Annotated in this window: 7 protein-coding genes; 3 read left to right on the top strand and 4 right to left on the bottom strand. The window is 54.5% G+C overall.

Going from position 1 to position 14,471, the window contains the following annotated elements:
- Nucleotides 1–5,934: calcium-binding protein (locus KORLAC_RS18310; RefSeq protein WP_160328661.1), on the bottom strand; the 5,934-nt coding region annotated here is incomplete at its 3' end.
- A gap of 764 nt (nucleotides 5,935–6,698) precedes the next feature.
- Between KORLAC_RS18310 and KORLAC_RS18305 the strand changes: the two genes are divergently transcribed.
- Nucleotides 6,699–7,535: a DUF3108 domain-containing protein gene (locus KORLAC_RS18305; protein WP_068309234.1), complete on the top strand. Its 837-nt coding sequence runs from the start codon at nucleotides 6,699–6,701 to the stop codon at nucleotides 7,533–7,535.
- A gap of 310 nt (nucleotides 7,536–7,845) precedes the next feature.
- Here the strand turns inward: KORLAC_RS18305 and KORLAC_RS18300 are convergent, their stop codons facing one another.
- Both KORLAC_RS18300 and KORLAC_RS18295 read right to left on the bottom strand, forming a co-directional pair.
- Entirely contained in the window at nucleotides 7,846–8,409 is a 564-nt protein-coding gene (locus KORLAC_RS18300; RefSeq protein ID WP_068309233.1) for a DUF1579 family protein, read from the bottom strand.
- Nucleotides 8,410–8,565: 156 nt separating this feature from the next.
- A complete protein-coding gene (locus tag KORLAC_RS18295; protein ID WP_068309231.1) occupies nucleotides 8,566–11,505 on the bottom strand; it encodes a TonB-dependent receptor plug domain-containing protein in 2,940 nt (979 codons plus the stop codon).
- 372 nt (nucleotides 11,506–11,877) lie between these two features.
- Here KORLAC_RS18295 and KORLAC_RS18290 point away from each other — a divergent pair, with 372 nt between their 5' ends.
- A complete protein-coding gene (locus KORLAC_RS18290) occupies nucleotides 11,878–12,900 on the top strand; it encodes a helix-turn-helix domain-containing protein (RefSeq protein WP_068309228.1) in 1,023 nt (340 codons plus the stop codon).
- A gap of 400 nt (nucleotides 12,901–13,300) precedes the next feature.
- Here the strand turns inward: KORLAC_RS18290 and KORLAC_RS18285 are convergent, their stop codons facing one another.
- Entirely contained in the window at nucleotides 13,301–13,684 is a 384-nt protein-coding gene (locus KORLAC_RS18285) for a hypothetical protein (RefSeq protein WP_139167370.1), read from the bottom strand.
- Nucleotides 13,685–14,015: 331 nt separating this feature from the next.
- Here KORLAC_RS18285 and KORLAC_RS18280 point away from each other — a divergent pair, with 331 nt between their 5' ends.
- Entirely contained in the window at nucleotides 14,016–14,426 is a 411-nt protein-coding gene (locus KORLAC_RS18280; protein ID WP_068309225.1) for a methyl-accepting chemotaxis protein, read from the top strand.
- Nucleotides 14,427–14,471 lie beyond the last annotated feature (45 nt).

Raw genomic sequence — 14,471 nt, 5'->3', positions numbered from 1 at the left:
ATCATTCCCCGCATCACCGGACAGGTTGTCAGTACCGGCGCCGCCAATGATGGTGTCGTCAGCAGCCGATCCAATGATGGTATCGTTACCGCCGCCACCGTCGATGGCCGTGATGCCGACCAGTGTCGTGTTGCTAAAGTCCATGAGGTCCCAATAGGCGCTGTTGCCGCTGCCGCTGCCGACGATGGTGACTCCGGTGTAACCACCGGCGTCGATAATCTCGATGCCCTCAAAGTTGCTGGCAACTTTGTTGGTCTGGATGCCAATCGCAACATTGTCCGCAGCCGCCAGGATCGTATCCGTGCCCGCCCCGCCATGGAAGAAATCGGTGCCGTCGCCGGGGTTGACCAGGAAGGTATCATTCCCCGCATCACCGGACAGGTTGTCAGTACCGGCGCCGCCAATGATGATGTCGCTACCGCCTTCGCCAAATAGAACATCATTGCCTGTATTACCCAAAATCGTGTCGTCGCTCTGCGATCCGTGGATGGTATCTTCGCCGCTCTGGCCGTCGATAGCCGTAATATCAACCAGCGTGGTCGCGGAAAAGTCCAGCATATCGTCACTGCCAAAACCACGCCCGGTGATGGTGACGTTGTTATGACCGTCGGCAGAGACGATCTCGGCCGCTCCAGCTAGGAAACTATAGTCAATCATGATAGCGACGTTATCTGTGGTGGCGAGGATGCTGTCCGTCCCGTCACCACCATCGAACTGGTCATATCCGTCACTAGGGCCAACAAGAAAGGTGTCGTCGCCTCCGCCGCCAAACAAGCGGTCCTGTCCGCTACCGCCGATGATCGTATCAGCGTCGGCTGAGCCTGTAATGGTGTCGTCTCCGCCCTTGGCATCGATGGAGCCGATACCAACCAGAACAGTCTGGCTGAAGTCCCAAACATTGGGCCCCGAGCCAGAAGCCCCAATGGTCACACCACTATGGCCATCAGCAGAAATCAACGGGGCCTCGCCGGTTACGAACATATCCCCAAGGACAATCACCTCATTGTCCTGTGTCGCCAGGATACCTTCTGGTGGCGAGAAGACGAAATCTGTTTCGTCGATGCTGTTGGCGTCGGTATTCAGCATAGTGAGTGTCTTGCCTGTCGCTGCATCTGTGATTTCGGTATTTGCACCATTTTGCACAATTGTCAGGCTGGCAAAGGTATAGGAGGTAGTGGACAGATCTATGATATCACCCTCTTTGAAGTCGCCGATGATGTCATCGTCGATTGTGGTGTCATAGCGGAAGGTATTCACGCCTCCTTCGCCATACAGAACATCACGACCGCTATTGCCGTTTAGAGTGTCGTCACCCTGGGACCCATAGATGGTGTCGTTGCCGTCACCGCCACTAATTTCTGTCACACCAACAAGTATTGTCTGGCTAAAGTCCAACAAATTGTGCTGCCAGGTGCTGGCAATAGTCATGTTTGCGAAACCGCCACTTGTGATGACCTCAACACTACCGGCTGCGAAGGTAGACAAGGAAAGGAGCGCATCGTCGCCAGTTGCACGAATGGTATCAAGGCCAGCTCCACCATCATAGATATCGGTGCCGTTGCCGCCGCCGCCAACGACAAGAAAGACGTCGTTTCCGGCTTCGCCATAAAGCTTGTCGCCGTTATCGCCACCCAAAATGGTGTCATCGCCCTGCGACCCATGGATAGTGTCGTTGCCGGTGCCACCATCGATTTTGGCAATACCGGTCAAAATAGTCTGGCTGAAATCGAACGAATTGTGCCGCCAGGTACCCTGAATGGTAACGCCAGAGCCACTGATGCTTTCTACATCGCCCGCATCAAATGTACTGATATAGAGTTCGTCGCCACTAACGATCAGGCTGTCATTGCCGTCTCCGCCATAGAAGCGGTCCAGCCCTTCACCTCTTGTGTAGAGGAAGACATCGTCGCCACCATTGCCATACATGGTGTCGTTGCCGTTCAGGCCCTCAATAGTGTCGTCAACGGATGTGCCATTGATGGTTTCTGCGCCGTTTGTCCCCTGCAGGAAGGAGCCCATAGCGGGGGGTTCGGTCGGTGCGCCAGGGATGATAAGGTTGGCACTGTAGAAGGCTTGCGCACCTGCCCCCACGACAGTGATGCTGTTGCCGTTCGGGTCTGAAATGATGGCATCTTCACCGCTCTGGACGATTGTCAAGTCATCAAAGGTCAACCCTGTCACTGTCAGGTCCAGCACGTCACCCTCTGTGAAGTCCAGAACACTATCCACGCCCCAACCCGCACCAAAGGCGAAGACATCATTGCCGTCGCCACCGGTTAGCTGGTCATTGTCCGCGCCACCATTGAGTACATCGGCCCCAAGGCCGCCAACCAGCTGGTCGGCTCCGGTGTCGCCCAGAAGCGTGTCATCGCCATTCTCGCCATAGAGTTGGTCATTGCCTGCACGGCCGTTAATGACCTCGCTGCCTTGCGACCCTCGAACTGTGTCCTGCCCATTGCCCCCTAGAATGTCGGTAATACCGACAAGCATGGTTTGGGAGAAGTCCATTGATGTGTTGGTATAGTGGTCGTGGACGATGGAAACACCCGTGTGACCACCCGCACTGATCACTTCCACGGCGCCTGCGGCGAATTGGTCGATATTGATAGCTGCATTGTCCTCTGTGGCCCGAATGGTGTCGTTCCCGGTGCCCCCGTCGAAAGTGTCCAGAGAGCTGTTGGAGGCAACCAGGAAGACATCATCGCCGCCTTCGCCATAGAGTTTGTTCCAGCCGTTGCCACCGTCGATGATGTCAGCTCCCTGTGAACCACGGATGGTATCCTGGCCACCTCTACTGGCGATCAGATCAATGCCATTGAGCATGGTTTGGGAGAAGTCCATTGATGTGTTGGTATAGTGGTCGTGGACGATGGAAACGCCCGTGTGGCCGCCTGCGTCGATCACTTCCACGGCACCTGCGACGAATTGGTCGATATTGATCGCGGTGTCATCTGCCGACGCCCGAACTGTATCCACACCATTGCCGCCATCAAACGTTTCGAGGCCGCTGTTGGAGGATGCCAGGAAGACATCGTCGCCGTCCTCGCCATACAGTTTGTTCCAACCCTCTCCGCCGTCGATTGTATCAGCCGCTTGGGTACCGTGGATCGTATCCGAACCACCGCCCGCGACAATACCATCGATGCCGGTGAAGGTGGTCTGGCTGAAATCAAAGCTTCCAGTGGATGTGAGCGAAACGGTAACGCCGGTGTGGCCGGCCGCATCAATACTTTCGATCGAATTGGTGGCATCGAACGATCCAAGGCCAATGGCAACATCGTTGGCTGCCGCCAAAATGGTATCGATGCCGTCGCCGCCTTCGATTATGTCAGAGCCATCCCCAACGGCGACAAGGAAGGTATCGTCACCTGCGCCACCATACAGTTTGTCATCACCTGCACCGCCAACAATGGTTTCCGATTGCGATGTTCCCGTCACCGTGTCGTTACCGACTTGCATATCGATATAGGTAATGCCTGCCATGGAAATGCCTGACAGATTCCAGTTGTTGCTGCTGCTGCTAGCCAGGATCGTTACGCCAGTGTGTGCCCCAATGTCGATTTGTTCGGCTGCATTGCTATCAAGCGTGACATTGCTTAGGCTCAAGGTAACGTCGTCTGCTGTGATACGAATAGTATCCACGCCGAGCCCGCCATCGATATAGTCTGTGCCCGCGCCTGCGGCAATTTCAAACACATCGTTGCCATCACCGCCAGTCATCTGGTCGTTACCATAGCCACCGATGATAGTGTCATCCCCCGGCGATCCGGCGATAGTATCATTGCCAAGGCCGGCATCAATGTAACTGATGCCGGTCAGCGTCGTGGCGCTGAAGTCAAGCTTGTTGTCGCTACTGCTTGCCAGAATGGAGACACCAGTAAACCCGTTCGCCGTGATCGTTTCAACATCACCTGCGTTGAAGGCCGTAAGACGAATGAACATATCGGCTTCTGAGGCTTGAATCTGGTCATTACCCAGGCCACCATCGTAGGTGGTAAAGCCATTGACGCCGCTCACCGTGAAAATGTCGTCTCCATCGGTGCCGATCACGGGATCACTGAAGTTGCCGCCGCCCGGGATACCGTTCAGGATTGAATCAACATCGACAAGGATCAACCCCTCAGTGAAGGTGCCGGTAGCGACATCATAAACACCATTGTCGAACTGGAGTTTTTCAAAGCCTGCGAACGTTTCCTTGTCGTCATAGAAAATCTCGCCGTTCCAATAGTTGATACCGTTACCAACCTCATTCATGCCGGCTTCGGAAATCCCCTTCACCACAAGTTGCGTGAACCAGCTCGCCTTAGGCTCTATCGAGAAGTCAGAATTCGCTGGATCATTCGGATCATAGATGCCGTGAAACACAGCAATGTCTATGCCGTCGCCGCCCAGGATCAAGTCGCCCCCCTGGCCGCCATAGACAATGTCATCGCCCGCACCTCCCTGCAGCGTCGCCTTGTTATCGCCTGTGCTAACGATAACGTCATTGTCGGCACCGCCGTTTGCATAGCCGGTAGTAATACTTAGCGTGTCATTGCCTTCACCGCCATGCAGGCGCTCGTCGCCCGTGCCGGCGCCGCTGATCAGCAGGTCATCGCCCGAATCCCCATAGAGCATGTCAGCGCCGTCGCCACCATAAATCGTATCATCGTTGGCTCCGCCCAGAAGATAGTCAGCGCCGTCGTCGCCCACTAACAGGTCGTTGCCAGTGCCGCCCCAGAGTGTATCCACGCCGCCCAGACCGATGAGGGAATCGTCACCAGCCTCTCCAGCGATGTTTGTGCCACCTGTCAGCTCAGTGACATAGATATCATCTGCCGATGTCAGGGCGGTGGTGTGTTCCGTAACCGTGGTGTCCGCCAGCAACGTGCCATCAAGCGTGACATTTTGGATATGGCCGAGGCCAATGATCAGGCGATCTTCAAGAACGCCGTCTACTGTATTGTTGACGAGGTTAACGTCCGAAAAAGTCCGGTTCACGACAACTTTCATGCTGTTGATGTTGGGATAGTTTGTGGCGTCAAAACTGTTGTTCTGGATCCAGACTTCCCCCGGGTCACCGCCATAACGGTTGGCGTCATACCAGACAAAGGTACTGTTGTCGGCGCCCGCACCTTTGATGAAGGTGTTGCCGTCCAGCAGGATGTTGCCCCCGCCCCCGATATCCACAGCATAGCTTGATGATCCAGTGCCGTCATCAAGGACGGAATCAACAACAATTGTCTGGCCATAGGTTGTCGACTTCACGTGCTGTCCATGCAGGGCGTCAACAAAATGGCTGTTTTCAACAATCAGGCTTTCACCCTGGATATATAGGGCGTGGGAAAAACCGTCGCTGCCAATACCGCTGAAATAGCTATCCACCACATGGACAGTACCGGTCTCAGGCAGCGCCAGGATGCCGCTTTCACTATCTGAGAACGTGCTGTTGACAACGGTCAGGTCCCCAGCCTGGTGCCTGATGCCCCCACTATTTGCTGAGTTCCCATACGCGCCCGTAAAGGTGATATTCTCAACATAAAGTGTTTGATTCGTCGTTGGGTTGGTGACCAACGCCCCCTTCTCCACATAACCGATGTCGAACGTCGCGGTGCCGATACCAATGATACTGATGTCATGAGAGATCAGGATTGGTTCGGAATGATCGCTTTTTGGATAATATTCATTGCCGCTGAAACTGTAGGTGCCTTCATGTACAAGGATGATATCACCCGCGTTTGATGCAGCATATGCTTCCTGAACTGTCGCATAGTCCTGGCCGACACCAACCTGAATAACGTTGCCTCCATTCCAGATAAAGGACTGACTGTTGGTGCCATCAAAAACAGTGATCGTGTCGCCGACGGTGGCTGCGGCTAGGGCAGAGTCCACTGTGGCATAAGTTTTCCCGTCACCGACTTCCAGCTGGCTCCCATCAAGAACTGGACGATCCACTGAATCCCAAGAAAAATTACCAATGGCAGGCATTTTGCCCTCCCCCCATGAAACATTTAAGATACGCGTTAGGGAGACTAAGGCGCATTGAACCATAATGTCAATTACACATTAACTAATCGTTAACTATAATAAAAGGGATCAAACTTTTGCGGCATCTCTAAGAAGTAATAGGTCGTTTTCTGGCAAAACGGCTATATTTGTCGGTAAAAATGGGAAGTCGGGCATCAGAACGAAAAGCGGCCGGTCGGATAGTCTCATTTTATGTGTCGCAAATGACGGATTGTCTCAGTTTATGCGTCACTCAGTCTCACTTTATGTGTCATTCGGATTCTGAAAAAGGCAGAAATCCGCAGAAGCCAGTCTCATTAATTGCGTCACCCTACAGGTGACACATAAAGTGAGAATTTTGACGCAGAAAAATGGCAGTTAGCGAGGAGCTAGCTGCCTTTTGTGTTTCTGGAAGTGCCTACCCGGACATGCTTTGTGAAGAAACCCCCAATCGGATGTCACAAAACTCCCGACACCTTCCCGTCGGTCAGAATTCCACCAAATCCGGGATGCCTTGCCCCATGATTTCTTTGAAAATTCGGACCTTCGACGCCTGCTGAGCAACAGGTTGCCCTGCCTGCAGATTGCAGTAGAAAAGAGCGCCTAAAACCAAATGCCATCCACCTCGCAGCCGCACCACTTCATCGACAAAAGTTTGAGCCTATCAGCCCCAGTGGCGAACATAAGTTTTAACAATAAATGGGGATACCAGCATGACAATGACTGTGATGCGAGCAGCTGCCATATCAGCCATGCTCACTTTTTCACCGGCCTTTTTGGCGTCAATTAACCAGGATGTGCTGGCAGCTGACACTGCCACCGCCGCAGTGCCAATTTTTCATTTCAAGGGCCTGAAGGCGGAGCAGGTCAACACCGACCTCAGGCAGTATCTTGTCTATATGCAGGACAAAGATACAGGCGAGGAGAAAATGCTGTCCATCTGGCATCGCCGGTCCGTCGTTACCAAACGAAAGGGCGAAGATGTTGTGGAAGTCAGGCAGGTGTGGATGAGCGACGACAAACGCATGAAACGCCGGGAATATTCCGTCAACCGCCTGTCAGATTATGCCCCGCTTTACCACCGAACCGATTTCCCCGGCATGGGTATTCGTCGCGCTTATGAATTTAACGGCAAGGTCATCACCGGCGATCAATCGGTCGAGGGCAACCAGCATGCCGACTATCGGGCCGAGATGCTCGAAGGCGGGCTGAACTGGGAACTGGATATGGAGACATTCGCGTTGCTTCCCTTGGCTGAAGGCCGGACATTTGGCCTCAACTTTCACCAGCCCGGGGCACAAATGGAAGCGAAGACGTCATTTTACAAGGTCACCGGCTCCGAGACCCTGACCGACTTCAGTGGCAATCCTGTAGACTGCTGGACCCTCTATACCGATTACGGCGACGGCAATCACGCCATCTTCTACTTGAGGAAGAGCGACGGCGAATTGATCAAGATGGTCGAGCATTGGGGGAATATGGTCCGGCAAAAGATCCGCCTTGGCGTGTTGGCCGATGGCGTCACGTTACCGGCAGGGCCGGATATGTAGCCAGTTGATTGCGGAGGTGGCTGGCACCAGCTGGTCGCCTCCAGCACCTTCAGCTTCTTCAGCAACAGGGGCTGGGCTTCAGCCCGCGGGAGGCAACAACACCAACAGTCTCATGCGGCCCGCCCTGCTATTGCCTGATCAGGACTGCCAATAAAAAAAGGCCCATTCCGATAATTCAGAATGGGCCAGTTCGTGACGACAAGCTCGAACATTTTTTGAGAGTCAAAACGCCGCTTGGCGTTTGCAATACCCAGGAATGTCAAGCTGTGCCTTCATGGCAGGCAGCGAACATGCCGCCTACAGCGAGAAATCAGAGTTTGGTATAAGTGACCCGGAAGGCAGGCTCCCAGCTTTCGCCGCCATTGTCCGTTTTTTCAATCATCAGGGTCCGCTTCGGGCTCCTGAGCTCCAGTGTCAGGCGGAAGTGCCGCCACACACCCGGCGCGATCAGGAAGCTGGTGTCGGCCTTCAGATTTTCGAACACAATGGTGTCGTCGCCCACCGGCTTGCCTTCATACAGGTCCATGATGCCCCAGACATCGTCGATTGCTGCCTTGCGGTAGACCTCGCGGTACCGGTCGTAGGTGATGTAGGTTTCCATATGAAACCCTGCGTCGGATGCTTCCTGCGGCACCTCCGCCAGCATCAGGTCCTTGTGGCGCAGCTCAATTGAAACCTTGGCGGGCGGCATGGCCTGCCAGGTCTCGCCATCGTTCTGGGTCATTTCGGTGACCATCTCCCAGTCACCTTCCAGCATGGCCAGCTTCTGCATCATGGCATATGGTTTTTCCGATACAGGCGGTCGCTTTGGCTGCTCCGCACTGGCTGCACCCCCCACCATCAAGGCCGCAAAAAGCGTCAGCAAAAATTTCATGGTTCTATCCTTTTGTCGTTTGTCGCTGTTTTCTTGTTATTTGAAAGCGGCAGCACCACTCACAGAGCCATGGTGCTGCCGCCGTTGTCTCCGCATATGCTCCGAGTGCTTAAGTCGAGGAAACGCGAAGACTGTTACCCCCGGGAGGAGGGTTCCTTAGAAGCGGACGCGAGCCCCCATAAACACCCGTGTTCCGATGGCGTCATAGGCTTCCGGCCATGTGTTGGCCTGGCTTTGGCTATCACCAAGGAATGTCGGCTTGTTATTCAAGATGTTCCGTGCACCGCCGTACATCTGCAAGTTCTCGCTCACGTCATAGGTGAAGGACAGGTCGAAATAGCTTTCCGACTTGATGCTGGCCACTGGAAGCGAAGCCGGGTCAACACCGTTGTTGCGGATCTGATCGTCTTCAACACTGTCCAGCCAGCGCCAGTTCAGGCTGAGCTGCAGTGGGCCGTTGGTCAGCGATGTCCGGAGGTTGAAACGATACTTCGGATCAGGCGTACCACATGTGGAACCATAGGTGCCTTCACAGTCGTTCACAAGAGACTGAATACCCCTGATCTGGGTTGGTGTGGTTTCGGAATTGATGACGTGCGTGCCAACGAAGTTGAAGTCAAGCGATGACCCCCCTTCGAAGAAGCCGAAATCAACATCCATGCCGTAAGACCACTGAAGGTCGAGACCTTCGGCCTTGATCGCACCGATGTTCGCGTTCCCTGCATCTACGCGGGCAACGTTACCATCCGTCCGGCGGCTAACTGCCTGACAGAATGGCGATTCGAGATCTTGGAATTCGTTATAGCAAAGATCCAGAATGGTGTTCACACCGCCACCAAAGACGAAGATCGCGTCATCAATTTTGATGTTGTAATAGTCGACAGCCATGGTGAAGCCAGGAAGAGCTTCTGGCGTGATTACAGCACCGAAGGTGTATGTATCCGAAGATTCTTCATAGAGGTTCGGGTTACCACCGAACGAGCCTTCGATCTGCGCATTCGCCTGGGTAAAGTTACCAGTCTGACCGGCAGGCACACCCGTTGCTTCACAGAGCGCAATCAATGTTGGCGACGGGTTTTCTGTCGCATCGGAACATGGGTCAGTCGCACCCGGGAAGCCATTCGACCGTCCCTGGAACAGTTCGAGCACGCTAGGTGCACGTACGGCGCGCTGGTACTGACCACGCAGGCTGATGTCCGCAACGGGCGCCCAGGTCAGGCCTGCTGCATAGGACCATACGGAACCAGCCGTGGAATAATCCGAATAGCGAGCAGCCAAGCTGGCCTCCAGATTTTCAGCCATTGGAGCGCCCGTGAGGAGTGGCAGAGCCATCTCAGCGAACACTTCGTACGTGTCAAAGCCACCGACAGTGGCCTCACCGGCGTTGAAGCCGAGAACGTCACCGGTCGCCAGGAAGGTATCTGGCGTGAAGGCAGAGTCGTCCTTGCGGTATTCAACACCGATCGCGAGGCCAACTTCACCAGCACCAGTCCAGTCACCGAGTGAACCGGAAACGATAGCCTGAAGGTTCTGGGATTCGATCTCAGTCACGTTGGTGGCCGAAACATTCACGAAATCGATTGCTTCCTGGGTGATGTTACCGGCACCGAAGATATTGAGGGGCACGCAGCCGTCGGATGGATCCTGACACGCAGTGCCATCGTCAGTGACTGCAATCGCCTGGATGAAGCGGCTCCGCGATACATCGTTTTTCAGGAACTGGAAGTTGTCCACGCGAGCGTAGCTGTAGCTAACGTCGTAGGACCAGCCGTCACCGATTTCGCCGTCGAAACCAACAAGAACGCGGAAGGCGTCACGAGTGTCGAGAGCCTGACGTGGGCCGTTTTCAACCATACGACGGCCAATGAATACGTCTAGATTGCCTTCGTCGTTGGCATCGAGAACCCCATCACCGTTGGTGTCGCCGCGAGCAACGCGGAAAGCATCCTGTACGTCATTCGTGAAGAAGGGGCTGTCCGGGTTGATTTCAATGGTCGCGAAGGCAGGCGTAGGCGCCAGCTCTTGTGGCACTTTGTTCGATACGAACGTCGCTTCCGTGTACATGCGAACGCTGTCGTTGATCTGATAGTGGGCCATAGCAGACGCCATCCAGCGCTCTTGTGGGAGCTGCAGGAAGTTGTCTGGTGCGTAGTTGAAGCTGTCAGACGCTGCGGAGTATGGCGCACCGGAACCGTCGCTATTGAAGCGGCCAAGCGTATATTCGCCTGCTGTGCCTGGATTAACCTGAACTGTGTCGAACAAACGAGTGCCAGGGATACCGGACGAACCAGAGCCGCCCAGGCCCGTGCCTGCACCATAGGCTTCGCCTGGCAGACGATCAGGGTCACCACCTTCACCCAATGCATAAGTAGAGAATTTGCGGTCGCCCTGCATCAACGGCTTACGCTTCACATAGTTGACGAACAGGGTGGCGTTACCGCGGCCATCGGCAAAGTTGCCGCCCATTGTGGAGCTGAAATTATACCGCTCGGCATCCCCGTGAAGGGTCGTGTCATACTGGCCTGAAAGCTCCAGCCCCTCATAGTCGTCACGCATCACAAAGTTCACCACACCGGACATGGCGTCGGACCCGTAAACGGCGGAGGCACCACCGGTCACAACTTCCACACGCTCGATCAGCGTCGATGGGATGGTGTTCAGGTCAACCTCACCGGACTGACGCGATTGGAGGTAACGGCGGCCGTTCACCAGCACCAGCGTACGGCGTGAACCAAGGCCACGAAGGTCAACAGTTGCAGTACCATCGCCCGGGTTGTTGGACGACCCGCCAAAGCCCGGGATGGTTTGTGGCAATGTGGCCAGCACCTGCTCAACGTTCTGGGCGCCGGACAGCTGGAACTCTTCCGACCCAACGGTTGAGATGGGCGAAGGCGCCGTCAGGTCGCGGCGGACGATGCGCGATCCGGTAACGGTTACCTCCTCGAGGTCCATGTCAAAGTCGGCGTCTGCATCCTGTGCAGAAGCACCGGTGATGCCGGCCCCCAACGCCATGGTGGCCAGAAGCGTCGCGGCACTTCCAAGCAAACCAGGCTTCAGCCGGTTCAGGCCGATATGGCCTTCCAGGTGTTTTTTCATCAAAGCATTCCTTCCTATAGCCAAGTTCTATGTCTTGTCTTTTGTCTCTGTGTTCACGGCCAGACGCCGTCCGGTTTTCCGAATTCTCGCGTATGGCAATGGAAGGGGATAAGAGGCCCAGATGGTTGCCTTGTCGCCCTCTTGCGCGTCTCAGGACGTCCAGAAGCATGAAACTGGACGTCACGGATATCGCCCAATTCGGAGCTGTTGCGACCTCCAGTGCACAGTAGCAGGCAAGGATTTCTGCCGATTCCACGCCGTCAGCTCAGCTCTTTTCTGGTTGAAAGGAGGGATTTTTCGGACCATCCGGCATCCTTGACCTGCCGGATGGATGTTGATTTAGTCAGGATAGAAAAATAATGAGACAGCAGCATGATTCCATATTTAATTCTTGCAGTTATCGGCGCCGTCATGGGGGGCATGCTCACTGCCTTCGCCTACCGGTTTGAAGCGCAGAAATCGATCCAGTTCATGTTTGCAATGATGTGCGCAGGCAATCTTCTGCTGCTGGCAACCTATTATGTGCCGGGCACATTTATTTCTGCGCTGACTTTTTCCTCATTCTTCCTGTTCGGCCCCGCCAACTGGTGGCTGGTCCGTTGCCAGCTTTCGGGCTCCACCGCCATGTTTCACTGGATACACGGCGTCCCGTTTCCCGTAGCGCTTGCGCTGATGCTCGTCCTGCCTGGTGATGCGCGGCTTTTTGTGATCTTCGCCGGATCGCTCAGCTGGCTGCTGTATGGCCTGGCCGCCTTTGTCCTCTTGTGGCGGAACCGGCGCGTATTGGGAGAGCAAAACAGGATGGTCTGGCTTTCGGGCCTGTCCTTCGGCACATGTTGGCTGTCGCTGATGAACCTCATCCAGGTCTACAGCCTGTGGGCCGATACAGCCGTCATCCCAGCTGACCTTATCACGCTCCTGAAGCTTGGATTCGGTGCCTTCGTAATTCTGGCGCTTACCTGGTGGGCACTGGTGAACCCGGACATCTATCTCGACAAGGCCGTGCCGCAAAAAAACCAGGAAGCCACAACAACCGACTTTGACCGCGAAACCTTCGAACGACTGGAAGCGGCCTTCACACAGGACGAGCTGTTCAAACAGGAAGCGCTTAATCTCGAGGAAGCCGCCCATGGGCTGGCTGTTACCCCGCGAGAGCTTTCAAACGCCGTAAACCGCTGCACCGGCAAAAGCTTTCGCGCCTATCTGCGCGCGGCCCGCATTGGCTATGCCAAGCAGATAATGGCCGACCCCACCCAACAAGACCGCGCGATTTTCGACATCGCAACAGAGGCGGGTTTTGCCACCAAATCAAACTTCAATGATGCCTTCAAGACGGAAGTGGGCATGACCCCCACAGAATTCCGAAACCGGGACCTATCTCTCAAAAGCGATTGATGTCCTCCGCGTCCGGCGAACGGGAGACGTTTGAGAGAGAAACCTTAAGGTCTGCTCTCGGATTAAAAAGCGGTCCTGCAGGATAATCTCATTTTATGTGTCGCAAATGACGGATTGTCTCAGTTTATGCGTCACATAAAGTGAGACACAGTTTCGCAGAAAAAAGGCAGTTAGCGAAAAGCTAGCTGCCTTTTGTGTTTCTGGAAGTGCCTACCAGTATTCGCAGGCGATTTGCCTGCATTACCTTATGCGTGCTGCCAACGAACATCCTGATGCGGGAATGACCCCACATGTTTGAATCTTCTGCGACCATGTTTTCTTTGCCGACATGGGCGCATCAAGCGTCATCCGAACCAATTTAAACGTGTTTCATGGTTTGATGCCCATAAAAGCACTCAAACTAACTCTGATGCTGTGGCAATCTGTGGACACGATAGGCTGCCCATACGCTGGACCACGCGGGCAATTGGATCAAAAACAGATTGGTCGCCGATACCTCATCCAAAAGCGCCCCCCTGTCGAAGAAGATAGCCACGTGATATAAGGCATGCAGAGCTGGCCACACGCATGCAAAAAGCCCTACCTCCGAACTCCTGGAAGCCCAGAACAGCCCAGCACCCATCACGCCATATGCAATGCCAATGTCGCGAACAAAATGCATGTGATACAAGCCCATTTGTTGTATGCCGGGCACAGTTTCATACCACCATAATGGCAGGAACCACATCACCAAGCCATTGATCAGATAAGCTCCCCCAACAGCCCAAAGAACATATTTGGACACCTTCACCTCCATATCAGTTATCAACCTTTTCCTGCTCCAGGATGGTCTTCGGAGTGCATCGGGCCCTATTTCGGCACCGCTTTTGACATGCGAAGCTAACGCTTATGTTAAATACGCTAAATACCGTACGGGCATGACGAAGTCACTTCATGATATTCGTATGAATTTTCGCTTTCGCCAAAACGTCCTCCAAGTACATGTTTTTATTATACATCATATAGATGGATGCAATTGAAAACCTTATCGACCTAAAGCTTGCCACAGCGCCACCAAGCCTTTGCCCACACGCATATTCCCGTAATTCAGGAGCGCATACAGCCAGCCATCACTGATGGTGGCATCCAGAATTGGTGACGATAACCAGACCGCACAAGCAACCGACCAGATCGAACGCCAGATACATGCCGTTCAGGAGAAAACCGGCACTGCGACAAGTTCAATGAGTGAAATTCGGGCGGCAGTACGCGAAATCGCTGAGCTGGTAAACGCAGTGTCCGCCGCGGTTGAACAGCAGCAAGCCGCCACAAGCGAAATCGCGCGCAATATTCAGGAGGCGGCCAAAGGCACGCGTGAGGTAAATGAGAATATCTCCCATGTCGCCACGGGGGCAACCGAAACGCAGGCCGCTTCCACGCAGGTGCTGAGTGCCGCACAGGAAGTCTCCAGCGTTTCGAACCGGGTAAAGGCCGCAACGGACACCTTCTTTGCCAATATCCGCAAAGTCATGGCAGCTGTCGGGTAGGGCCGCAGGATCGTCTTTTACCGCCTCCCCGTTAATAGGGCCGTT

The organism is Kordiimonas lacus (assembly GCF_001550055.1).
Lineage (GTDB): Bacteria > Pseudomonadota > Alphaproteobacteria > Sphingomonadales > Kordiimonadaceae > Kordiimonas > Kordiimonas lacus.
The sequence above is the reverse complement of the archived record's forward strand: the minus strand, read 5'-3'. Positions and strand labels throughout refer to the sequence as shown.